At 67.2% G+C, this 23,550-nt stretch carries 22 protein-coding genes; 4 read left to right on the top strand and 18 right to left on the bottom strand.

Translation table 11 applies throughout. From position 1 onward, the window contains the following. Positions 1–24: 24 nt before the first annotated feature. The 8 genes from CAL12_RS08605 to CAL12_RS08570 form a co-directional block, all read right to left on the bottom strand. Positions 25–1,002, bottom strand: coding sequence for an isoaspartyl peptidase/L-asparaginase family protein (locus tag CAL12_RS08605; RefSeq protein ID WP_086064111.1), 978 nt, complete (start codon positions 1,000–1,002; stop codon positions 25–27). Further along, positions 999–1,880, bottom strand: coding sequence for a MurR/RpiR family transcriptional regulator (locus CAL12_RS08600; RefSeq protein ID WP_086064110.1), 882 nt, complete (start codon positions 1,878–1,880; stop codon positions 999–1,001). The genes CAL12_RS08605 and CAL12_RS08600 overlap by 4 nt, the downstream gene beginning before the upstream one ends. 358 nt (positions 1,881–2,238) lie before the next feature. Further along, entirely contained in the window at positions 2,239–3,249 is a 1,011-nt protein-coding gene (locus tag CAL12_RS08595; protein ID WP_086064109.1) for a lysylphosphatidylglycerol synthase domain-containing protein, read from the bottom strand. Next, entirely contained in the window at positions 3,230–4,459 is a 1,230-nt protein-coding gene (clsB, locus tag CAL12_RS08590; protein WP_086064108.1) for a cardiolipin synthase ClsB, read from the bottom strand. The genes CAL12_RS08595 and clsB overlap by 20 nt, the downstream gene beginning before the upstream one ends. A 13-nt stretch (positions 4,460–4,472) precedes the next feature. Beyond that, positions 4,473–5,237 carry an endonuclease/exonuclease/phosphatase family protein gene (locus tag CAL12_RS08585; RefSeq protein WP_086064107.1) on the bottom strand — a complete coding sequence of 255 codons (765 nt, stop codon included), beginning with the start codon at positions 5,235–5,237 and terminating at the stop codon, positions 4,473–4,475. Positions 5,238–5,409: 172 nt separating this feature from the next. Then, positions 5,410–6,072, bottom strand: a complete 663-nt coding sequence (locus tag CAL12_RS08580) for a CoA transferase subunit B (protein ID WP_086064106.1) — start codon at positions 6,070–6,072, stop codon at positions 5,410–5,412. 12 nt (positions 6,073–6,084) lie between these two features. Further along, positions 6,085–6,783, bottom strand: a complete 699-nt coding sequence (locus CAL12_RS08575) for a CoA transferase subunit A (RefSeq protein ID WP_086064105.1) — start codon at positions 6,781–6,783, stop codon at positions 6,085–6,087. Between the two features lie 107 nt (positions 6,784–6,890). Then, on the bottom strand, positions 6,891–7,340 hold the full coding sequence (locus CAL12_RS08570; RefSeq protein WP_086067755.1) for an acyl-CoA thioesterase: 450 nt from the start codon (positions 7,338–7,340) through the stop codon (positions 6,891–6,893). 73 nt (positions 7,341–7,413) lie between these two features. Here CAL12_RS08570 and CAL12_RS08565 point away from each other — a divergent pair, with 73 nt between their 5' ends. The 3 genes from CAL12_RS08565 to CAL12_RS08555 all read left to right on the top strand — a co-directional run bounded on the left by CAL12_RS08565 (position 7,414) and on the right by CAL12_RS08555 (position 11,090). Next, the gene (locus tag CAL12_RS08565; protein WP_198298407.1) at positions 7,414–9,060 is read left to right on the top strand and encodes an electron transfer flavoprotein-ubiquinone oxidoreductase; all 1,647 of its coding nucleotides are present in this window, start codon (positions 7,414–7,416) and stop codon (positions 9,058–9,060) included. Further along, positions 9,060–9,932 carry an NAD-dependent epimerase/dehydratase family protein gene (locus CAL12_RS08560; protein WP_086064103.1) on the top strand — a complete coding sequence of 291 codons (873 nt, stop codon included), beginning with the start codon at positions 9,060–9,062 and terminating at the stop codon, positions 9,930–9,932. The genes CAL12_RS08565 and CAL12_RS08560 overlap by 1 nt, the downstream gene beginning before the upstream one ends. Before the next feature lie 264 nt (positions 9,933–10,196). Beyond that, a complete protein-coding gene (locus tag CAL12_RS08555) occupies positions 10,197–11,090 on the top strand; it encodes a GntR family transcriptional regulator (RefSeq protein ID WP_086064102.1) in 894 nt (297 codons plus the stop codon). Positions 11,091–11,104: 14 nt separating this feature from the next. On the opposite strand, the gene ltaE is transcribed toward CAL12_RS08555, so the two are convergent. Genes ltaE through acs form a run of 3 tightly spaced genes read right to left on the bottom strand, consistent with a single transcriptional unit; the run spans position 11,105 to position 15,068 of the window. Continuing rightward, positions 11,105–12,121, bottom strand: coding sequence for a low-specificity L-threonine aldolase (gene ltaE, locus CAL12_RS08550; protein ID WP_086064101.1), 1,017 nt, complete (start codon positions 12,119–12,121; stop codon positions 11,105–11,107). A gap of 12 nt (positions 12,122–12,133) precedes the next feature. Beyond that, the gene (locus CAL12_RS08545; protein ID WP_232464744.1) at positions 12,134–13,039 is read right to left on the bottom strand and encodes a DMT family transporter; all 906 of its coding nucleotides are present in this window, start codon (positions 13,037–13,039) and stop codon (positions 12,134–12,136) included. A gap of 49 nt (positions 13,040–13,088) precedes the next feature. Then, positions 13,089–15,068 carry an acetate--CoA ligase gene (gene acs / locus CAL12_RS08540; protein WP_086064100.1) on the bottom strand — a complete coding sequence of 660 codons (1,980 nt, stop codon included), beginning with the start codon at positions 15,066–15,068 and terminating at the stop codon, positions 13,089–13,091. A gap of 216 nt (positions 15,069–15,284) precedes the next feature. On the opposite strand from acs, the gene CAL12_RS08535 reads away from it, so the two are divergent. Further along, entirely contained in the window at positions 15,285–16,526 is a 1,242-nt protein-coding gene (locus CAL12_RS08535) for a hypothetical protein (protein WP_086064099.1), read from the top strand. Here CAL12_RS08535 and CAL12_RS08530 read toward each other — a convergent pair. From CAL12_RS08530 to CAL12_RS08500, 7 genes are all read right to left on the bottom strand, one after another. Then, entirely contained in the window at positions 16,523–17,140 is a 618-nt protein-coding gene (locus tag CAL12_RS08530; protein ID WP_086064098.1) for a TPM domain-containing protein, read from the bottom strand. The genes CAL12_RS08535 and CAL12_RS08530 overlap by 4 nt on opposite strands. Positions 17,141–17,217: 77 nt before the next feature. Further along, positions 17,218–18,117 carry a TPM domain-containing protein gene (locus tag CAL12_RS08525; protein WP_198298406.1) on the bottom strand — a complete coding sequence of 300 codons (900 nt, stop codon included), beginning with the start codon at positions 18,115–18,117 and terminating at the stop codon, positions 17,218–17,220. Beyond that, positions 18,117–18,725 carry a LemA family protein gene (locus CAL12_RS08520; RefSeq protein ID WP_086064097.1) on the bottom strand — a complete coding sequence of 203 codons (609 nt, stop codon included), beginning with the start codon at positions 18,723–18,725 and terminating at the stop codon, positions 18,117–18,119. Before CAL12_RS08520 ends, CAL12_RS08525 begins: the two co-directional genes overlap by 1 nt. A 2-nt stretch (positions 18,726–18,727) precedes the next feature. Next, a complete protein-coding gene (locus CAL12_RS08515; protein WP_086064096.1) occupies positions 18,728–19,738 on the bottom strand; it encodes a 4-hydroxyproline epimerase in 1,011 nt (336 codons plus the stop codon). Between the two features lie 40 nt (positions 19,739–19,778). Next, a complete protein-coding gene (locus CAL12_RS08510; protein WP_420042787.1) occupies positions 19,779–21,116 on the bottom strand; it encodes an MFS transporter in 1,338 nt (445 codons plus the stop codon). Between the two features lie 38 nt (positions 21,117–21,154). Continuing rightward, the gene (locus CAL12_RS08505; protein ID WP_086064094.1) at positions 21,155–21,562 is read right to left on the bottom strand and encodes a GlcG/HbpS family heme-binding protein; all 408 of its coding nucleotides are present in this window, start codon (positions 21,560–21,562) and stop codon (positions 21,155–21,157) included. After that, the gene (locus CAL12_RS08500) at positions 21,559–23,469 is read right to left on the bottom strand and encodes a propionate--CoA ligase (protein ID WP_086064093.1); all 1,911 of its coding nucleotides are present in this window, start codon (positions 23,467–23,469) and stop codon (positions 21,559–21,561) included. The genes CAL12_RS08505 and CAL12_RS08500 overlap by 4 nt, the downstream gene beginning before the upstream one ends. Between the last annotated feature and the right edge of the window lie 81 nt (positions 23,470–23,550).

Here is a 23,550-nt window from a genome sequence, read left to right as displayed (position 1 = left end):
ACACTCATTGCGCCCGTCGCCGCGTCATCGATAGATGGCGGCCACCGGCGCTTCGCCCACGCGGGCATGGCCGCGATACATGCCTTCGGTATTGAAGGTCAGCGATACATTGCCCTGGCCATCGACCGCGATCAGGCCGCCCTTGCCGCCGATGCGCGGCAGCTTGTCATGGACGACGGAATGGGCGGCTTCTTCCAGCGTGGCGCCGCGGTATTCCATCTGCGCGGCCACGTCGTAGGAGGCCACCATGCGGATGAACATTTCGCCGGTCCCGGTCGTCGACACCGCGCAGGTCGCGTTGGAGGCATAGCAGCCGGCGCCGATCAGCGGCGCATCGCCCACGCGGCCCACCTGCTTGTTCGTGACACCGCCGGTGGACGTCGCGGCCGCCAGGTTGCCTTGCGCATCCAGGGCCACGGCGCCCACGGTGCCGAACTTGCGGTCGGGATCGATGGGCGCCGCGGCGGGCTGCATGCCCGCCACCATGGCTTGTCCGTCATGGTCCAGCACCGCCGCGCCGGGCTGTTCGCGCTGCACGCGCAGCAGCTGTTCGTAGCGCGCCGGCGTCGAGAAATACGACGGGTCGACGATTTCCAGTCCCTGTTCGCGTGCGAACGCCTCAGCCCCCTGTCCAACGAAGAACACGTGCTTGCTGTTCTCCATGACGCACCGCGCCGCCAGCACGGGGTTGCGCACGCAGTTCACGTTGGCGATCGCACCGGAACGCAGCGTGGCGCCATCCATGATGGACGCATCCAGCTCGTGCGTGCCGGCGCTGGTGTAGACGGCGCCATGCCCGGCATTGAACAGCGGACAGTCTTCCAGGCGCGTGACGGCTTCCGTCACCGCGTCCAGGGCGCTGCCGCCGCGCGCCAGCACGGCCTGGGCGGCGGCCAGGATCTGGTTCAAGGCATCCAGGTACTCGCGCTCCTGCTCGGGCGAGATCGACGCGCGCGACATGGTGCCGGCGCCGCCGTGGATGGCCACTACGGGTTGGATCATCGCTTTCTTTCTCCTGAGCCGTGGAGCAGCCACGGCATGATGGATTGGGTAGCCTCCAGCGCGGAGGCCACCGAGTCTTTGGCGCGGAAGGCCACCGCGGCGGCCAGCGCTTCGATCAGGCCCAGCGCCGCCGTCTCGGAATTTGCGAACAGTTGGCGTTCGGCTTGCGCATAGAGCGCGACGGTGGCCAGCGGGGCCAATGGCGAGGTTGGCTTGTCCGTCAGCGCCAGCACGGGGACGCCAGCCTCCTTGGCGGCGGCGGCCAACGTCACGGTGTCATTGACGTAGCGGGGAAAGCCGATGACGACCATCAGGTCGTCCGACTTCATCCGCGGCAGGCGGCGCGCGGCCTGGGACACGCCACCCGGACCTGCCAGGGACTCGACCACGTCGCAGTGCATGAACAGCGAACGGTGCATCAGCCCGGCCAGGAAGCCGCTGGCGCCGAAACCGACGATATAGATGCGCCGCGCGGCCAGGACGGCGTCCACTGCCCGCTCGCAGGCGGCGGCGTCCAGCGACTGCAGCGTACGCTCCGCATTGCGCGCGTCCTCCTGCAGCGAGGCGGCGAAGACTTCCGCCGCGGTGGCCGGATGCGCCAGCCGCGTCCGCAGCTTTTCCACCGGCGCCAGGGCGGACTCGAAGCCGCGCGCCAGCTCGGCGCGAAACTGCGGATACCCCGGCAGGCCCAAGGTGCGGGCAAAGCGGTTGGCCGTGGCGACCGACACCCCGTTGGCGGCGGCAAACTCGTCGATGGTCATCGTCGCCGCCCGGAACTGATGCGCCAGCACGTACTCCGCCAGCCGATGCTGCGTCGGGCTGAGCGTGGGCTGCGCGTTCGCGATGCGATCGGCAATGGTGACGGCGGGCTGGTTCATGCGGGCGGGAGCGTTCGTGGCTGGCTGCACCCTTCCCGGCCGGTGGTGGTGGTGGGGGGGGATGCGCGCCTGGGCGCGGATGCGGATCGGGAGAAACGGGACCGTGGAAGGAACGCAAATGTAAATGTATTTCGCCCGCTATTTTATTCATGAAAATAAATTTTCACACTCGGGTTTACCCCTGCCGCAGTGCAGCATGAACCAGGACGGCACCCGTGGGGCGCCGCCTGGCAGAAGTTCGAGTGGGGAAATCGGCCCGGGACTAGGTCCTGGATCCCTAGACCTGGATCCGGCCCTGAATTTGGCCTTGAGGTTGGCCTTGAAGAAGCCGGCGAGGCCGCGGCCCGCCGGCCCGCCGCTAGCGCGCCGACTCGGGCGCCGGGGGCAGGTCCGCCCCCTTTCGTATGCCCGCTTCCAGGATGAAATAAAGCACCGCCGCGATGGCGAAGGGCCCCAGGTAATACACCGCCCGGTAGGTGAGTAGCGTGCCCAGGATTTCGTAGTGCGGGACCTGCCCGGACAGCATGGCGACGAACACGGCTTCCACCACGCCCAGGCCGCCGGGGATATGAGTCACGGCGCCGGCGATTCCGCTCAGCAGCAGCACGCCCAGCACCAGGGCATAGGACACGTCGTGCCGCATCAGGGTCCAGACCACCATGCCGATCGACATCCAGCAGGCGCTGCCCAGCACGCTCTGCGCCACCGCGATCTTGCCGGAGGGCAGGAAGATCTCGTGCCCGCGTACGGTCCAGGACCGGCGCCGCGACCATGCGCATAGCGCCACATACGCCACGGCGGCGAGCACCATGGCCGCCCCGATCACGCGCAGTGCCCCTGCCCCGATGTTCCAGTTGTCGGGAATCGGCAGGACGCCCCAGGCGAACAGGCCGCCGGCCACCCAGAAATAGCCCAGCCAGTTGGTGGTCAGGCTCAGCCCGACGATGCGGGTGATTTCCGCGGCCTGCAATCCCATCTTCAGGTACAGCCGGAAACGGAAGCCCACGCTGCCGATCAGCGACCCCATGTTCAGGTTGAAGGCATAGGCGACGATACCCACCGCCATCACCCGGATCGGGGGAATCCGGTGGCCCAGGTAGGGAATCGCGAGGAGGTCGAAGCAGGCATAGATCAGGTAGCTCGCGACAGCCACGCCGCACGCGCGCAGCAGGACGGGCCAGGTATTGGCCTGCACCGCTTCCATCACCTTGTCCCACTCCACATCGCGGGCGAGGTTCACCAGCAGGCCGATCACCAGCAAGGCGAAGGCGATGAAGATGATCTTGCGCAGGAGGGGCCAACGGGCGCGCAGCCCCTGGATGAAGCCGCCCTGGCGCGGGGCCGCGGCGCTAAGCTGGTCGCTGCTCATGCGTTTCCTCTGCTTCGGTAACGATCGGCGGCGGCGGCGCCACCGTAAGTAGACGGGGTTTGTGCGCGGGCAACCAGCCGGTCCAGGAAGGGAAGCGTCGCAGGAAGTGGTAGACGAAAATGCCCCACAGCAGTCGCCGCAGCTTGCGGCTGCCCGGGGGAGCGGGCTCGGGGTGCCGGCAATGGTTCTCGATCAGCCATTCCAGCCGCTCACGCAGGAAGGATGCGAACTCCTTATCGCGGATCATGACGTTCGCTTCCAGGTTCAGGGCCAGGCTGAGCGGATCCAGATTGCTCGATCCCACCGTGGCCCAGGTGCCGTCCACGCACGCCACCTTGCCGTGCAGCGGGCGCTGGCAGTATTCGTAGATCTGCACACCCGCCGCCGTCAGGTGGTCGTAGAGCATGCCGGCGGCCACCTTGACGATGGGCATGTCGGGCTCGCCCTGCAGGATCAGGCGCACGCGCACCCCGCGCTGGGCGGCATTGCGCAGGTCGCGCAGCAGGCGGTAGCCGGGGAAGAAGTAGGCGTTGGCGATGGTCACCTCGTGCTGGGCCAGGCGGATGGCGGCGCGATAGTGCCGTTCGATGTCGGTATGGTGGCGAACGTTGTCGCGCACCACGAACATGGCCTCGGCCTTGCCGGCGTGCTGCTCGGCGGCCTTGCGCTGCAGCCGGCGCGGCCACCAGCGGCTGCGCTTTTTCGGGTCTATGGTGCGGCGGGCGAAGCGATGGATTTCGGTGACGATGGGACCATGTATCTCGACCGCATAGTCCTGCTTGGCCTGCGGGCCGAAGTCGCCCAGGTGGTCGGCGGAAAAGTTGATGCCGCCTATGAAGGCGGTCTCGCCGTCGACCACGACGATCTTGCGGTGCATGCGGCGGAATACATTGGTGCGCAAGCCGAACACCCGGGCGCGCGGGTCGAACACGCGCACGCTGACGCCGGCGCGCAGCATGCCGCCCAGGAATTCCTCGGGCAGGCTTTCCGAGCCGTAGCCGTCGATCAGCAGGCTCACGCGAACCCCACGCTGCGCGGCGGCGATCAGCACGCGGCGCAGGCCCTGCCCGACCTTGTCGTCGAACAGGATGAAGGTTTCCACCTGGACTTCGGCCTGCGCCTGTTCGATGACTTCGAACACCCGCGGGTAGTAGGCCTCGCCGTTTTCCAGGAGTTTGAAGGCGTTGCCGGGTATCCACCGCGCGCTCATGGCGAGATCCTCCTCATATCACCACCTCCGCGGCCAGGGGAGCGTGATCGGAAAGATGCGTCCAGGGACGGGTGGCGAGGGCCAGGGGGCGGAAGCGGGACATGTTGCGTACGTAGATGCGGTCCAGGCGCAGCAGGGGCCAGCGGGCGGGGAAGGTACGCGCGGCCACGCCCTGCGTGGCGACGAACACTTCCTTCAATCCCGCGCAGCGGCTCAGCTTGCCATGCGCCCGCAGCCGCCAGTCGTTGAAGTCGCCGGCGATGACCACCGGCTCGCCATCCGCGGTATGCCGATCCACACGCTCGCACAGCAGATCCAGCTGCTGCTGCCTGTGCTTTTCCTGCAGGCCCAGATGCACGCAGATCGCATGCAGCCGGTGCTCACGGTCGGGCGGCTGGATCACGCAATGCAGCAGCCCGCGCTTTTCGTGATTGCCAACGGAGACATCCATGTTTTCGTAATGCACGATCGGAAATTTGGACAGGACCGCGTTGCCGTGATGGCCATGCGGATACACCGCGTTCCGGCCGTAGGCGAAGTCCTTCCAGATGCTGTCCGCCAGAAACTCGTATTGCGAGGTTTCCGGCCAGCCCTTGAAGCGCGCGGCATGTGCCTCATGCGCGCCCAGCACCTCCTGCAGGAACACCAGGTCCGGCGCGACCGCCCGGACGGCGTCACGCAACTCCGGCAGGATGAATTTGCGATTGAAGAAGGTGAAGCCCTTATGGGTGTTCACGGTCAGGACTTTCAGGGCGAGCGGGGCATTCGCAACAGACATACCGTCCCACGGTCGAATTGGGTGTTCCCCGTAGGCAAATAGCGTGCCCGACAATAGGCAAGGGCAAAAAAAACGGCCCCGGAAGGGACCGTTTTCCGTCGCCGCGCGCAGCCCAGGGGCAGGTCGCCCGCCCGGACGGCGCCGCCCGGACCGCGCTGGCCGGGCCGCCGCGCTAGGCCGCCGCCTTCACCCCGCTGGTATCCAGCGCGGCCGGCGTCTTGGCCTTGATTTCCTCCACCGACACCCCGGGCGCCAGCTCGACCAGCTTCAGGCCCCTGGGGCCGACTTCCAGCACCCCCAGGTCGGTGATGATCAGGTCGACCACGCCGACGCCCGTCAGCGGCAGCGTGCATTCGGGCAGCAGCTTGAAGTCTTCGGTGCCGTCCTTCTTGCGCGCCACGTGATCCATCAGCACCACCACGCGCCCCACCCCGGCGACCAGGTCCATGGCCCCGCCCATGCCCTTGACCATCTTGCCCGGGATCATCCAGTTGGCCAGGTCGCCTTTCTCGGACACCTGCATGGCGCCCAGGATGGCCAGGTTGATCTTGCCGCCGCGGATCATGCCGAAGGAGTCGGCCGAGGAAAAAATCGACGATCCCGGCAGCGTCGTCACCGTCTGCTTGCCGGCGTTGATCAGGTCGGCGTCGACCTGCTCGTCGGTCGGGAAGGGCCCGATGCCGAGCAAGCCGTTCTCGGACTGCAGCCAGACTTCGATGCCCGGCGGCACATGATTGGCGACCAGGGTCGGCATGCCGATGCCCAGGTTCACATAGAAACCGTCCTGCAGTTCGCGGGCCGCGCGCGCGGCCATTTCGTCACGAGTCCATGCCATGATTCATTCTCCTCAAGCGGTGCGGACGGTGCGCTGCTCGATGCGCTTTTCCGGATTGGCGTTGACCACGATGCGATGTACGAAGATGCCGGGCAGGTGCACCTGGTCCGGATCGATATCGCCGGTATTCAGCAGCTTTTCCACTTCGACGATGGTGACCTTGCCGGCCATCGCCACGTTGGGATTGAAGTTGCGCGCCGTCTTGCGGAAGATCAGGTTGCCGGTGCGATCGGCCGCGTAGGCCTTGACCAGCGATACATCGGGCACCAGCGCACGTTCCATGATGTAGGTCTGGCCGTCGAATTCGCGCGTTTCCTTGCCTTCGGCCACCAGCGTGCCCACCCCGGTACGCGTGTAGAAGGCCGGGATGCCGGCGCCGCCCGCGCGCAGCTTTTCGGCCAGCGTGCCCTGGGGCGTGAATTCCAGCTCCAGTTCGCCCGCCAGGTACTGGCGTTCGAATTCCTTGTTTTCTCCCACGTAGGAAGCAATCATCTTGCGGATCTGCCGGGTGGCCAGCAACTGGCCCAGCCCGAAACCGTCGACGCCGGCGTTGTTGCTGATGCATGTCAGGTTCTTGACGCCGGTATCGCGCAGGGCGGCGATCAGCGCTTCAGGAATCCCGCACAGGCCGAAGCCCCCAACGGCGATCAATTGGCCGTCCTTGACGACGCCGGCCAGCGCCTCCGCGGCGCTCGCGTAAACCTTGTCCATCGCTCCAGCTCCAGAATAGGGATTAAGTACCTGCCCGGCCCCCCTATCGGCGGCGCGGGCGGTCGCTGACGTTATGCATCTTGCGACGCGGTCGATTTTACGGGCATCTATCCGGCCTGGGGCGGCCGCAGGATTTCCGCCAGCCTGGACAGGACCTGCGCCGGCCAGGGCTCGGACCGGTTGCCCACGTAGTCCAGCCAGACCAGCACGTTGCGGCCGCGCGCATACGGGCCGCGCTCGTCGCCGACCTTGTCCAGGGTCAGTTCGAACTCGATACTGGATCGTCCGACCCGGGTCAGGGTATGCGTGACCCGCACCGATGCCGGATACGTCAAGGGGCGCAGGAAATCGCAGGATGCATGGGCCAGGATGGGCCCGGCGTCGGCGGGCAGCGCAAGACCGGCGCCATACAGTATCTGCATGCGCGCTTCTTCCATGAGCCGGAAGTAGAGCGTGTTGTTCAGATGGTTGAGGGCGTCGGAGTCGCCCCAGCGCAGGGGCATTTCGACGACATGGGTGCTTCCGGGGGGGAGTATGGGGGTGTCGGATGCGGTCATGGTGAGCTGCAATACAATCCAGGGTTCATCCAAATCATACTTCCAGCCCACATCGCATCAGGGGACAAGGCGCATGTCAGATCGGGAATCGATGGAATACGACGTGGTGGTCGTCGGCGGCGGGCCCGCCGGCCTGGCCGCCGCCATCCGGCTCAAGCAGCTGGCCGCGGAAAAAAACCATGAAATCGGCGTTTGCGTACTGGAAAAAGGCGCGGAACTGGGCGCCCACATCCTGTCCGGCGCCGTGATGGATCCGCGGGCGCTGACCGAGCTGATCCCCGACTGGAAGGAAAAAGGCGCGCCGCTGAACGTCCCTGTCACGCGGGACAAGTTCATGTTCCTGAGCCGCACCGGCGCCCGCGTCACGCCGCACTTCCTGCTGCCGGACTGCTTCCGCAACGAAGGCAATTACATCGTGCGGCTGGGCGACGTCGTGCGCTGGCTGGGCGAACAGGCCGAAGCCCTGGGCGTGGATATTTTTCCAGGCTTCGCGGCCGCCGGCCTGCTCTATGACGAACAGGGCGCGGTGCGCGGCGTGGTCACCGGCGACATGGGCGTGGCGCGTGACGGCAGCCACACCGCCAACTACCAGCCCGGCATGGAGCTCCTGGCGCGCTACACGCTGTTCGCCGAGGGCTCGCGCGGCCAGCTGGGGCGCCAGCTGATCGAGCGCTACCGCCTGGACGAAGGCCGGGATCCGCAAAGCTATGGCATCGGCATCAAGGAAATGTGGGAGGTCGATCCGGCCCAATCCCATCCCGGGCTGGTGGTGCATACGGCCGGCTGGCCCCTGGATTCCGATACCTACGGCGGCTCCTTCCTTTACCACCTGGACAACAACCTGGTGGCCGTGGGCATGGTGGTCGGCCTGGACTATGCGAACCCCTGGCTGTCGCCGTTCGAGGAATTCCAGCGCTACAAGACCCACCCCGCGATCCGCCCCACCTTCGAAGGCGGCAAGCGCATCGCCTACGGCGCCCGCGCGCTGACGGCCGGTGGGCTGCTGTCCCTGCCCAAGCTGGCCTTCCCGGGCGGCGCGCTGGTCGGCTGCGAAGCCGGCTTCCTGAACGCGCCGCGGATCAAGGGCAGCCACGCCGCGATCAAGTCCGGGGCGATGGCCGCGGAAGCCGCCTTCCAGGCCGTTCTGGCCGACCGCCGCCAGGATGTGCTGGCCGCCTATCCGACCGCCTTCGAGTCGTCATGGCTGCGTGAAGAACTGCACAAGGCACGTAATTTCAAGCAGTGGTTCAAGAAGGGTCGCACGCTGGCGACCGTGATGACGGGTATCGAGCAATGGCTGCTCAAGGGGAATTTCCCCTGGACCATCCATCGCACCAAGCCCGACTACGCCTGTCTGCAGCCGGCTTCGCAGTGCGCGCGCATCGACTATCCGAAACCGGACGGCAAGCTGACCTTCGACCGGCTCAGCTCGGTATTCATTTCGAACACCAATCACGACGAGAACGAACCGGTCCACCTGACGTTGAAGGATCCCAGCGTGCCGGTGGCAGTGAACCTGGCCAAGTATGGCGGCCCCGAAGCCCGCTATTGCCCGGCCGCGGTGTACGAGTTCGTCAAGGACGACCACGGCGCCGACCGCCTGCAGATCAATGCGCAGAACTGCGTGCACTGCAAGACCTGCGATATCAAGGATCCCACGCAGAACATCGTCTGGGTGGCGCCGCAGGGCGGCGAAGGCCCCGTCTACAACGGGATGTGATGGGCACCCCCACCAGCGCGCCGGGTCGCGACGAACGCATCCTGCTGGTGGGTGGCGGCGACCTGGGCCAGCGCGTGGCGCGACGGCTGCGGGAGCTGCCCGCGCCGCCGGCCCGGATCGTGGCGGTACGCCGCAATCCTCCCGCGGCCTCCTCCTCCGGCATCGAATGGCTGGCCGCCGACGTCACCCGCCCGGAAACGCTGCCGGCACTGCCTGCGGCCCCCACCCGCGTGGTGGTCGCGCTCAGCCCTGGCCGCCGCGAGGAAGCCGCCTATCGCGCCGTATTCATCGAGGGCCTGCGCAATGTGGTCCAACGACTGGACCAGCGCAGCCTGCGCCGCCTGGTGTTCGTTTCGTCGTCGGCCGTCTATGGCGATCATGGCGGCGATTGGGTGGATGAAGCCACCCCGCCCGCCCCACCCGGCATGAACGGCGCCGTGCTGCTGGAAGCCGAACGGTGGCTGCTGGCGCAAGGTCTGCCGGCCACGGTGCTGCGCCTGTCCGGCCTGTACGGTCCCGGGCGCCTGCAGCTGCTGGACCGGTTGCGCGCCGGCCAGGCGCGCGTGCCCAGGGATACGCCCCACTGGGCCAACCGCATGCATGCGGACGACGCCGCGGGCGCCATCGCGCACCTGCTGATGCTGCCGGATGCCCAGCCCGTTTACGTCGGCAGCGATGACACCCCGCTGCCCATCGACGTCCTCTACGACCATCTGGCGGATCGGCTCGGCTGCCCGCGGCCAGCGGAAGGTCCGCCACCGGCGGGCATAGGCAGCAAGAAACTGCGCAACGCGAGGCTGCGTGCCAGCGGCTACGAACTGGCCTGGCCAGACTCGCGGGACGGCTACGCCGCCCTGCTGGCCGCGCGCTAGGGAGGGGACGGACTGCCGCCGGCCCGGCGGTGTACAGGTAGCCCCCTGCCTGCATACCTGCCCGCCCCTCGGCGGGTGTTGCGAGAATCCCAAAAGCCACGGCGCGGTGTCGCCATCCCGCTGTATTGCGCGTATTCTGCCCACACGAAGCGCCGTTACTCCCCTTCTGTCCCGCAATCCCCACGATCGCGCGCATACGCGGTCGCACGATAAAAAATACGCGGTAGGCCGTTCGCATGCAGCTGTGGTCGATCAGGGAGCACTATGCAGGTCGAGAAACACGCCTCACGGCCGACAGGGCTGCAAGTCGATCTGGCGCGCCGCATCGCCAGCGACATCATTTCGCACATCCACCAGCCCGGCACGCATCTGTCGGAAGAATCCTTGGCCAAGCGCTACCAGGTGTCCCGCACGCCCGTGCGGGCCGCGCTGAAGCTGCTGGCCGCCGAACGCTTCATCGAAGCGCGGCCCAACAGCGGCTACTACGTCGGCGAAATCGCCGATGGCAAGACGCCGCCGTTGCTGCAGGCATCCGGCATGACGGCCGACGAGCTGTACAGCCGGCTGATCCAGGACCGCGCCGATCGCCTGATCCCGGACAGCTTCACGGACCGTGACCTGCAGCAGCGTTACGACGTCACGCGCAGCGTACTGGCCAAGACCCTGGTGCGGCTGAGCGCCGAGGCGCTGATCGAAAAGCGCCAGGGCCACGGCTGGCGCTTTACCCATTCTCTGGCCGAATGCGAAGCGCGGCTGGAAAGCTATCGATTCCGCGCCGCCGTCGAATGCGCCGCCCTGCTGCAGCCCACGTTCAAGGCCGACCCCGCGATACTGCGGCGGCTACGCACCGCCCATGAAGCGGTGCTGCGGGACAGCGCCGTGGCCGACCTGCCGCCCGAGGTGTTCTTCAACCTGAATGCGGATTTCCATGAAACGCTGGCGCGATTCTGCGGCAACCGGTTTTTCCTGCAGGCCATCCAGCAGCAAAACCAGTTGCGCCGTCTCGAGGATCGCAGTGCCTTCGTGCGCAGTTCACCGCGCTTCCTGCCGTCCATCGAATGCCACCTGGCGATCATCCAGGCGCTGGAAGACGATGACCGCGACTGGGCGGCGGCGCTCATGCGCCACCACCTGCTGCGGGTCATGCGAGAGCCCTGACGTCCCGAGCCGGCTCAGGCGTTGGCGAAATAGCTCTTGACGGCGGCGATCACGGTGTCGATGTCTTCGCGCGATACATCCATGTGGGTGACCAGGCGGGTCGGGCCGCCGTAGGCGGCCATCATCAGCACCCCGCGTGACCGCGCGTACGCCGTCAGCGCTTCGCAGTGCTGTCCGGGGACGTCGATGAACACCATATTGGTGGACTGGCGCAGCACCTTGACCTGGCCGACCTGGCGCAGGCCCTCAGCCAGGCGTTCGGCATTGGCATGGTCTTCCGCCAGGCGCTCGACGTGATGATCCAGCGCATGCAGGCAGGCCGCTGCGAGCATCCCGGCCTGGCGCATCCCGCCGCCCAGCACCTTGCGCCAGCGGGTGGCGGCGGCGATCACATCGCGGCTGCCGGCCAGCACCGAGCCCACCGGCGCGCCCAGTCCCTTGGAAAAGCAGATGGATACGGAATCGAAGGGCCGGCACACCTCGGCCACGTCCAGCCCGGACGCGACGGCGGCGTTGAAGACACGCGCTCCGTCCAGATGCACGGCCAGGCCCTGCCCGCGTGCGAACGCGGCGGCTTCCTCCAGATAGGCCTGCGGTATGACCTGTCCATGGAAGGTGTTCTCCAGGGCCAGCAGGCGGGTATGGGCGAAGTGCGGGTCGCCCTTGGGCTTGATGGCGGCGCGCAGCTTGTCCAGGGGCAGGCTGCCGTCCGCCGCGTGTTCGATCGGCTGGGGCTGGACGCTGCCCAGGACGGCCGCGCCGCCGCCTTCGTATTTATAGGTGTGGGCCAGCTGTCCGACGAGGTATTCGTCGCCGCGGCCGCAGTGCGCCATGATGGCGGCCAGATTGCTCTGCGTGCCGGACGGAAAATACAGCGCGGCCTCCTTGCCGGCGCGCGCGGCCACCTGGGCCTGCAGGCGCTGCACGGTGGGATCGTCGCCCATGACATCGTCGCCCACGGGTGCGTCGACCATGGCGGCGCGCATGGCGGCGCTGGGACGCGTCACGGTGTCGCTGCGCAAATCAATCATCTCGGTTTCCTTTCATGCGGGTAGGGGACGCGGCGGGGACCGGCCCGCCGCGCGCGCGACCACGATCAGGCCGCACAGTATCAGCACCATGCCGACGCCTTCGACGGGCGCGGGCTTTTCGCCGAAGATCGGCCAGGCCAGCAGCGCGGCGATCACGGGAGTGCCCAGGCTGGACATGCCGGCCACCGAGGCCGGCACGCGCCGCACGACGATCAGCCAAAGTAGCCATCCCGCCGCCGATGCCGCCAGGATGATATACGCCATGCCCAACAGAAGCTGCGTATTCCAGACCGTGGCGATCTGCGGCACGGCCAGCGCCACGGGGGCCATGGCCACGCCGCCTATGAACATCTGCCAACCGGTGAAGACGACGATATCGGGCCGGTGGCGGTTGAATCCGCGCTTGGCCAGCACCGTGCCCAGGCCCCAGAACAGGCCGCCGGCAATGCCCAGCAGCACGCTGAGGTTATCGCCCACGTGGCTCCAGGGCTCGATGATACAGACCAGGCCCAGCGCTGCCAGCGCGATGCCCAGCCAATGGCGCTGCGTGGGTCTTTCGCCCAGCAGCATCCAGCCGAACAGCACCACCCAGAAGGGCATGGTGTAGGCCATGAGCGACACCTTGGCCACCCCGCCATGCACCAGCGCCTGCTGGACCACGCCCTGGAAGGCGGCGGTCTGGATCAGGCCCACCGCCACGGTGTCGCGCCAGGATGGCATGGACAGGCGCCGCCGCGTCGCCAGGGCGACGGCCAGCAGCACGGCGCCGCCGCAGACATAGCGCACGACCACGAAATCGAAGGGGCCGATATAAGGGACCACCATTTTCATGGCGATCCAGCTGCCCGCCCAGGTCAGGACGGTGATGACCATCAGCACCCATGCGACGCCATCGACCGCGCCCTGTCGCGCTTTCATTTTTCCTCGTCAGGATCGGCGCCATGGCTCCATGGCGCCACGCCGTCGGCTAGACCGACTTCGCCAGTTGCTCCAGGATCTGTGGATTTTCCAGCGTGGACACGTCCTGGGTGATTTCCTCGCCCTTGGCGACCACGCGCAACAGGCGGCGCATGATCTTGCCGGAACGCGTCTTGGGCAGGTTGTCCCCGAAGCGGATGTCCTTCGGCTTGGCGATGGGACCGATTTCCTTGCCGACCCAGTCGCGCAGCTGACGCGCGATTTCCGTGGCTTCGGCGCCTTCCGGACGGGCACGCTTGAGCACCACGAAAGCCACCACCGCTTCGCCCGTCGTGTCATCGGGCCGCCCCACCACCGCGGCTTCCGCCACCAGGGGATGCGCGACCAGCGCGGACTCGACTTCCATGGTGCCCAGGCGATGGCCGGAAACGTTCAGCACGTCGTCGATACGGCCCATGATCCAGAAATAGCCGTCGGCGTCGCGCTGGGCGCCGTCGCCGGCCAGGTAGTAGCCGCGCAGCTCCGGCGGGAAATAGCTCTTCTTGAATCGCTCCGGGTCGCCCCAGATGTTGCGGATCATCGCGGGCCAGGGTTTCTTGATGACCAGGAAGCCGCCATTGCCCCGATCGACGTCGGCCCCCGTCTCGTCGACGATGGCCGCCGCGACGCCCGGCAGCGGCAGGGTGCAAGACCCCGGCTTGGTCGGCGTCGCGCCCGGCAGCGGCGTGATCATGTGGCCGCCGGTTTCCGTCTGCCACCAGGTATCGACGATGGGGCAGCGTTCGTTGCCCACGTTCTTGTGGTACCACATCCAGGCTTCCGGATTGATGGGTTCGCCGACGGTGCCGAGGATGCGCAGGCTGCCCAGGTCGTAGCGGCCGGGATGCGTATCGGGATTGGCGTCGGCCGCCTTGATCAGCGAACGGATGGCGGTCGGCGCGGTATAGAAGGTGGTCACCTTGTGGCGCGCGATCATGTCCCAGAAGCGGCCGGCATTCGGATAGGTCGGCACGCCTTCGAACACGACCTGGGTCAGTCCGGCGGCCAGCGGTCCGTAGGCGATGTAGGAATGCCCCGTGATCCAGCCCACGTCGGCGGTGCACCAGTAGACGTCGTCCGAGCGCGCGTCGAAGGTCCACTTCACCGTCAGCAGCGCCCACAGCAGATATCCGGCCGAGGAATGCTGCACGCCCTTCGGCTTGCCGGTCGACCCGGAGGTGTACAGGATGAACAGCGGGTGCTCGGCTTCCACCGGCACGGGATCGCAGGTGTCCGGCTGGTTGGCGGCGACCTCGTGCATCCACAGGTCGCGGTCCGCGTTCCAGGCGACCTGGCCGCCGGTGCGGCGGTAGACGATGACCTGGCGCACGGCGTCGCAGCCGCCCATGTTGAAGGCTTCCTCGACGGCGGGCTTCAGGGGAATGACCTTGCCGCCGCGCACCTGTTCGTCGGCCGTGATGACCAGCGACGCGCCGACGTCGACGATGCGTTCCTGCAGGCTCTTGGCGGAAAAGCCGCCGAACACCACCGAATGGGTCACGCCCAGGCGCACGCAGGCCTGCATGGCCACCACGGCTTCCACCGACATGGGCATGTAGATGATGGCGCGATCGCCCTTCTTGTAGCCCAGCGATTTCAGGCCGTTGGCGAAGCGGCAGACCCGCGCCAGCAGATCGGCATAGGTGACCTGCTCGACCTTGCCGTCGTCGCTTTCGAAAATGATGGCGACCTTGCCGGCATTGCCGTTCTGCACCTGCCTGTCCAGGCAATTGGCGGAGACATTCAGTTCCCCATCGGCGAACCAGCGATAGAAAGGCGGGTTGCTGTCGTCCAGCACCTGGGTGAAGGGCTTGGTCCAGGCCAGGTTTTCACGCGCCATGCGGGCCCAGAAATTCGTGCCGTCCTGGTCGGCCTCGCGATACAGCTTTTCGTAGGCTTCCATGCTGGGAATGGAGGATCCCTGCGATGCGCGCTGGGGCGGCTGGAATACCCGGTTTTCTACCAGCACGGATTGGATGGCGTTGGACATGGCGGTCTCCTGAAGGCGATACGCGTAGTTCTGTTGTTCTTTGCTGCACGAATTGGCATGCCTGCGCAAGGATAGCAGCAGCGCTGTTAATCCGTCTTCATTTCGCCTGGGGAATACCCCGTTCGCAGGAACGCGGCGGCCGACCCGCCCTACCCAGCCGCCTCCCGCGCCATCGCACGGCATGGCAGGGTCGTCCTTGATATCGATGGAGACAGCATGTATTCGATCGCACCCGCTGGCGCCGCCGCCACGCAGATCCCGCCCGATGGCCTCGATGCGCCGGAGCTGTTGCCGCAGCCGACGCCACCCGGCTCGCCCTGGCAACCCGGCTGGATCATCAGCTATCCGCTGGGGCGCGCCGCCCCGGTCATGCCCAGTCCCGCCGGACCGGACGCGCAGGCCGGGCCCCTGTCCGGCCCCGGCCCGTCGACGCGGTCCAGACCCGGGCTTGCCGCGCCCTTCCCGCTCGATCCGGAACGCGGCGCCACGCTCGAACTGCATGTCGCCGGCGACGTCCGTCGCAATGAAGAACCGCTGATGGAAGCCCTGGCCACCATCGGCACCACCCGGACCGGAGAACTGCTGCTGACGGACCTGTCGCGCAAGCTGGCGCACCACCACATCAAGGTCACGCGCGCCGCCCGGCCGCAACTGGCCGGCATGGCGATCGACGCGCATGGCGGACTGCATATGGCGCTTTTCCCGGACACCCTCTTGTCGCACGGCGCTTCGATGCAGGCCTACAGCAGCCGCGAGCCATTTCCCCCACGAGAGCAGTACGCCTGCGGCCTGTTCGAATTCCTGCTGGGCGCGATGAACCATTTCACGGCTGGTTCGCCGGTCCCCGCAGAACGCCTGCACCTGCACCCGCAAACCATGGCGTTCCGGCAGGAATTGCTGGATACGATCCGGCCCGCGGGCGAGGCCCCGGCCCCGGTCGCCGAATCCGCGCGGAACGGTTACGCGCAGGTCGGGCTGCGCTTCAATCTGGACGACAACATGGCCGCATACCGCGATGGCTTCCAGCGCGCGCTGCTGACGCTGCGCGGCGCGCCCCTGGGAGCCCGGTTGCTGAAGGCACTGGCGGATGTCATCGCCGCCCGTACGATGCATGTCTACCATGCGGGCGTCGCGCGCGATGCCGGGATACTGCTGGGCCACGATGGCAGCGCGCACTGGTACTACAACGTGGGCGCCGCGGCCGCGCATGGCGCACTGCTGCAATTCACGGACGACGACCTGACGCAGGACCAGCGCGAGGCCTGCGCCGCATTCGACATCCTGAGAAAAACCTGGGAATCACTGTGCCGGGAAAGCGGAGCCGGGACGCCACGCATCGCCGCGGGGCAGCGCCTGGACCTGGACCGGGCCAGGCGCGATTTTCGTGACGACCTGATGGATGTCCATCGCGGCTATGGCGCGCCAGCCGCCGGCCCTGACGACCGCATGCGGGTCTAGCGCAGGACCACCAGGCGGTTGGGCAGTTCGTCGCGCTGCGACGTACTGGGCAGATGGCGCGCGAGCAGCGCGCCGCAGCTTTCGATGCAGCCCACGAAACCTTGTATGGTCCGGCCCTGGCGCACCTGGCGCGTGAACTCGGCGATGATGGGTTCCCAGGTGCTATCGGGAAGCAGCGCGGTGATGCCGCGGTCCACCAGGATTTCCACGTGGCGCTCGGCTTCCGATACGAAGATCAGCATGCCGGTTTCGCCGCGCGTATGGTGCAGGTTCTGCTCCAGGAACTGGCGACGCGCCAGATTGGACGCGCGCCAGCGCCTGACGTGGCCCGGGATCAGGCGCGTCGTGATGGCCGGCACGCGAAACAGCAACGCCAGGACCACGAACACCGCCCATTGCGTGAACAGCAGCTGGTGGGGGCCCAGGGCCACGATGCCGTAGTTCAGGATGCCCGGCAGCACCAGCGCGATCAGGCTGGCCCAGAGCAAGGGGATATAGGCGTAGTCATCGGCACGTTCGGCCAGCACCGTGACGATTTCCGCGTCGGTGTCGCGCTCGACGCGGGCGATGGTCTGCGCCACCAACTGCAGTTCGGTTTCACTCAGCAGTGTCATGGATTGCCTTTCGTACGCCGGCCCCCGCGGACGGGGTTCGGCCATGGATCGAGTAAACAGCCACGTCGAGCCAGCGGCTACCAGTTGCCCGACGCGCCGCCGCCGCCGAAGCTGCCGCCGCCGCCCGAAAAGCCACCCCCGCCACCGAAGCCGCCGCCTCCGCCGAAGCCGCCCGAAGAGCCGCGGCTGCCGGCGATGCCGCCCAGGATGGCGCCTGGCAGCACGCCACCCCGGCGCCTGCCGCCCACCCCGCCACCCATGCGCGAGATCACGACGATGACGATGAACAGCAGGATGATGAAGACCGGAATCGACGTCGGCCCGTCGCGCTCCGCCACCACCTGCTGCACGGGCGCGGCGTCGGGATCGCCGCTCAGGACCTTCAGCATGGCGGTGGTGCCGTCCAGGATGCCCTTGTTGAAGTCGCCTTGCCGGAAAGCCGGGATGATGATCTGGTTGATGATGGCGGAAGACGCTGCGTCCGTCAGCGTGCCTTCCAGGCCGTAGCCGACTTCGATGCGCACCTTGCGGTCGTCGCGCGCGACGATCAGCAGCGCGCCGTTGTCCTTGCCTTTTTCGCCTATGCCCCAGCGCCGGCCCAGTTGATAGCCGAAGTCTTCGATGGACACCCCACGCAGGCTGGGGATCGTCACGACGACGACCTGCTGGCCCGTGGACTTCTCATGCGCGGCCAGCATCTCGGTCAGGCGCGCGCTGGTGGTCGGATTCAGCAGCCCGGCATTGTCCACCACCCGGCCGATCAGCGCGGGCGCCGTGGCGCCCGCCGGCGCGGACGCCATGCCGCCATCGCCCGCGGGGGCCGTCGGTGCGGGCGCCTGCGATGACGGCGCCGTCGACGCGGGTGCATCCGACGAAGGCTTGGCCGGCGCCGTGGGCGCGGGCTGGGCGCCCGCCGCCAGCGCCGCTCCCGCCAGCAACCAGCACGCCAGGCCACGCAGCAGCACGCTTCCGATCATCAGAACTTGACCTTGGGCGCCTGGTCAGCCTGCGGCGCGCTGGCCTTGAACGTTTCGCGCACAGGCAGATCCCGGTACATGACCATATGCCACAGGCGGCCAGGGAAGGTGCGGATCTCGGTGTTGTAGCGCTCCACCGCGGCGATATAGTCGCGCCGCGCCACCGCGATGCGGTTCTCCGTGCCTTCCAGCTGCGACTGCAGCGCCAGGAAATTCTGGTTGGACTTCAGGTCCGGATAGCGTTCCGACACCACCAGCAGGCGGCCCAGCGCGCTGCCCAGCTGCTGCTGCGCCTGGTCGTACTGCTGCAGCTTCTGCGGATCGTCCACGGTGCTGGCGTCCACCTGGATGGACGTCGCCTTGGCACGGGCCTCGACGACCGCGGTGAGGGTGTCCTGCTCCTGCTTGGCGTAGCCCTTGACGGTTTCGACCAGGTTGGGGATCAGGTCTGCGCGCCGCTGGTACTGGTTTTCCACCTGCGCCCAGGCGGCCTTGACCTGCTCGTCCAGGGTGGGGATGGTGTTCACGCCGCAGCCGGCCAGCAGCGACGTCAGCAGCAGCGCCGCCAGCATGCGCCAATGCGGGATGAAGGATTGCCGGATTTCCATGACTACACCTTGTCCTTGAGCTGAAAACCATGCGCCAGCGGATCGCGGTCGTCGATGAACAGGGTGTTGTATCCCGTCATCCGCGCCCAGCCTTCGATGGAAGGCACGATGGCGTCCAGGTCGCCGACCCGCGTGCGCGCCTCGACGCGGCCGCGGAACAGCGTGCCGATGATGCTTTCGTGCACGAAATCGCTGCCCACGTCCAGCTTGCCCTGCGCCGCCCACTGCGCCATGCGCGCCGACGTGCCGGTGCCGCAGGGCGACCGGTCTATGGCCTTGTCGCCATAGAACACCGCGTTGCGGGCGTGGGCTTCCGGATGCTGCGGCGTACCCGTCCACAGCACGTGGGACAGGCCGTTGATGGCCGGGTTTTCCGGATGGACGAACTCATACTTGCTGCCGAAGGCCTGCCGCAGGCGCGGACTCCAGCGCAGCAGATCGGACGGCTGCACATGTTCCAGTCCCGCAAAAGCCTGCTGCGGCGACACGATGGCGTAGAAATTGCCGCCATAGGCGACGTCGGCCTTGACCAGTCCCAGCCCTTCGACTTCGGCTTCCAGCCCGGTGGCATACAGGAAGGACGGCACGTTGGTGATGCGCACGCTGTTCACGTACGGGCCGTCCTGTTCATAGCGGGCTTCCACCAGGCCGGCGGGCGTATCGATGCGCAGCACGCCCGGCTCGCGCGGCGTCACCAGGCCGCGTTCCAGTGCCATCGTGACCGTGCCGATGGTGCCGTGGCCGCACATCGGCAGGCAGCCCGAGGTCTCGATGAACAGGAAGGCGATGTCGCAGTCCGGCCGCGTGGGCGGATACAGGATCGCGCCCGACATCATGTCGTGGCCGCGCGGTTCGAACATCAGGCCGGTGCGTATCCAGTCGTAGTCGCGCAGGAAATGCGCGCGCTTTTCGACCATGTTCGCGCCTTGCAGCACCGGCGCGCCGCCCGCGACCATGCGCACCGGGTTGCCGCAGGTATGGCCGTCCACGCAGAAGAAGGTATGGGAAGTCATGACTGTATTGCGTACGGAAGGGATACGACGATAGTAGCGCCTAGGCCTCGCGTTCGGCCATGCCGCGCGACAGGTCCACGCGGCGCAGGAGCACCAGGCCGCCGACGAAGAACAGGCCGGTCACCAGTATTGCCAGGCGATGGTTGCCATGGGTTACCCAGGTTACCAGTCCATAGGTCAATGGCCCGACGACCGCGGCCAGCTGCACGGCGAACGTCCACAACGCGAAGAATTCGGCCAGCCTTTTTTCCGGCGCCAGCGCGCCGACCATGGCGCGGCCCGCGCTCTGGCTGGTGCCCATGCACAGGCCCGCCAGCGTGGCGGCGATCCAGAACACACCCACCGTGACGGCCGCATACGCGATCAGCACCATGGCGATCCAGCCGCACAGCGTCATCGCCAGCGCCCGCTTGTGGCCGATGCGGTCCTGCAGGTAGCCGAAAAGAAAGGCGCCCGCGGCCGCCGCGATGTTGACCACGAACACCAGCATCATGATCTGGGCCATCTTGAATCCCATGGCCTGCTCCGCGTACACCGCCGCCAGGGTGATCACGACCGCGATGCCGGCCTGGTAGCAGGCCACGCACATCAACAACCGCCTGAACTGCACGTGATGACGGCCGATATCGCGCCAGGCGCGCAGCAACTGGCCCAGCATGTCGGGACTGGCTTCGGCGCGCTCGCGCGGCCGCGCCCGTTCGCGCAGCCACAGGAAGGAAGGTAGCGCCGACAGCGCGAACACGACGCAGGTCACCGCCACCACCCAGGGCACGAACTGCGGCGCGCTTTCGCCGCGTGCCTGGGCCATCGAAACGACCACCAGCGACAGGCCCAGGCTGAGCATGCCGCCGCAATAGCCGAAGCTCCAGCCCCAGCCGGACACCCGGCCCAGCGCGTGAGGCCGCGCCAGTTCCGGCAGGAAGGACGCCACCGCGGACTCGCCCACGCAATAGAAATAGTTGGACACCGCGATGCCGATCAGCGCCGGCCATACGTCGCCGGGGCCGGCCTGCGTCAAGGTCAGCGTGGCCAGGATGCACCCGACGGTGCTGGCGAACAGCAGCTTGCGCTTGGCGCCGCGCGCATCCGCCCGCGCGCCCAGGCTGGGCATGGTCAGCATGATCGCCAGGTAGGAAACCGACAGCGCGCCGGTCCAGGCCAGCGTGGCCCAGTGGGCGCCGCCGCCCACCACGCCGACGAAATAGGCACTGAAGACGGTCGTCAGGATGACGGTCGTGTAGCCTGAATTGGCGAAGTCGTACATCGCCCAGGACCACACTTCGCGCCGGGTGACGCCCGCGTTCAGGCTGCCTTGCAGGGCCGGTCCGTGGGCGGGGGCGTCGCCCGCGGGGTGCCGCGCCGTGGCGGCGTCCGGCATGGCATCCGCCGCCGGCCGCTCCGGCGTGGGCGACGAAGTCATAGCCCCAGCGCCGCGATGCCCGCCTTGGCCGTTTCCGCGTCTTCCGACGCCTTCACGCCCGACACACCCACGGCACCGATCACCTGCCCCTGGGCAACGATGGGCACACCGCCTTCCAGCATGCCGGTCATGGCCGGCACCGACAGGAACGCATAGCGCCCGCCGTTGATGCTTTCTTCATACAGGCGCGATTCACGGCGGCCGATGGCGGCGGTGTGGGCCTTGGCCGGCGCGATATGCGCGCTGACCGGCGCGGCGCCGTCCAGCCGCAGCATGCCCAGCAGATGACCGCCGTCGTCGGCGACCGCGATGGTCACCGGCCATTGGTTCTTCGAGGCATGGGCTTCGGCCGCGGCCAGGATTTTCTTGACGTCTTCGGCGGTCAGGACGGGCTTGCTGATCATGTGAGGGATTCCTTGATCTTTTCCAGCGCATTCGGATCTTCGATGGTCGGCAGATCGCCGGGGTCCCGGCCTTCGCAGACCGCGACGATCGCCCGCCGCAGCACCTTGCCCGAACGCGTTTTCGGCAAGGCCCCGACGAAGCGGATGTGCGCCGGCCGCGCCACCGCGCCCAGCTGCTCTTCGACCACGCGCATCATATCGCCTTCCAGCGCGGCCAAGGCGGCGCGGTCCGCGGGCTCTTTCTTGAGCACCACGAAGGCTTCCGCCACCTGGCCCTTCAGCCCATCGGCAACGCCCACCACCGCGCATTCGGCGACCTGGGCATGGCTGCTCACCGCTTCCTCGATTTCACGCGTGCCTAGCCGATGCCCGGCCACGTTGATCACGTCGTCGGTCCGGCCCAGGATGTACCAGTAGCCGTCTTCGTCGACGATGCCCCAGTCGAAGGTCGAATACACCTGGCGGCCCGGGATGGATTCGAAATAGGTGCGCACGAAGCGTTCGTCATCGCCCCAGATGGTCGTCATGGCACCCGGCGGCAACGGCGGCACGATCGCGACCACGCCCTTCTGTCCCGGCCCCAGGTCCTCGCCGGTGGTTTCGCTGACCACCCTGGCGTCGAAGCCATAGCATGGGAAGGAAGGACTGCCGAAGCGGGTCGGGACCCGCTCCACGCCCGGCTGACCTGACAGGATGGGCCAGCCGCTTTCCGTCTGCCAATAGTTGTCGATCACCGGCTTGCCCAGGCCTTCGCCTATCCAGCGAGCGGTCGGCTCGTCCAGCGGCTCCCCGGCCAGGTAGATCGCGCGCAGGGACGACACGTCGTGCCTGCGCAGCAGTTCCGGATCCTGGCGTTTGAGCACGCGCACCGCCGTCGGCGCCGAGAACAGCGTATTCACCTTGTGGCGTTCGATCAGCCGCCACAGGATGGCGCCGTCGGGGCGCACCGGCGTGCCTTCGTAAAGCACGGTGGCCTGGCCGCCGATCAGCGGCCCGTAGACGATATAGGAATGGCCCACGACCCAGCCGATGTCGCTGGTGCAGAAGAAGGTTTCGCCCGGCTTGCCGTCGAAGATGTACTCCATCGAGGCCGCCAGCGCCACGGCATAGCCGCCGATGTCGCGCTGCACGCCCTTGGGCTTGCCGGTGGTGCCGGAGGTATACAGGATATAGCTGGGCGCGTCCGACGGCATCCAGGCCACGGGTACCCGGGCGCCGGCATGGCGCGCGCGCAAGGCGGCATAGTCATGCACGCGCGGATCGTGGCCGGCCGGCCCGCCGCTCGCCGGGCCTTCGCTGCCGCTGCCCAAGCCTCGGTCCAGCATGATGATGGCCTCGGGCTGCGCGGCGCTCATCGCCAGGGCCTTGTCCAGCAGCGGCTTGTAGGGCGTGACCTTGCCGCCGCGCGACCCGGCGTCGGCCGAGACGATGACCTTGGGCTGGGCGTCGTCGATGCGCTGCGCCAGATTGTGCGAGGCAAATCCTCCGAACACCACCGAATGCACGGCGCCCAGCCGTGCGGACGCGAGCATCATGAACACGGCCTCCGGTACCATGGGCATGTAGATCAACACCCGGTCCCCCGGGCCGACGCCCTGCTCCCGCAGCATCGCCGCCGCCACGTTGACTTCGTCGAACAGCTGTTGGCGCGTATATATCCTTTCCTCATCGACCTCGGTGGATACCCAGATCAGCGCCTGTCTATCGGCCTGATGGGGGAGCCAGCGATCCACGGCGTTGAAGCACAGATTGGTGCATCCCCCCACGAACCAGCGTGCGAAAGGCGGCCGGCTGAAGTCCAGCACGGTTTCCGGTGCCACGTCCCAGTGGATCCGGCCTGACTCCCTGTGCCAAAATGTTTCCGGATGATGAATGGACGAGTAGTGGAAAACCCGGGTTTTTCGCATCGCTGTCTCCTGTTATCTTGCAGTTGTTGCAGATTTTGACGATGTTTACGAACTGTCCGAGTCTGCACGGTGGGAAGTTGC

The organism is Bordetella genomosp. 8 (assembly GCF_002119685.1).
Classification (GTDB): domain Bacteria; phylum Pseudomonadota; class Gammaproteobacteria; order Burkholderiales; family Burkholderiaceae_B; genus Bordetella_C.
This window is presented reverse-complemented; position numbering and strand designations above follow the sequence as displayed.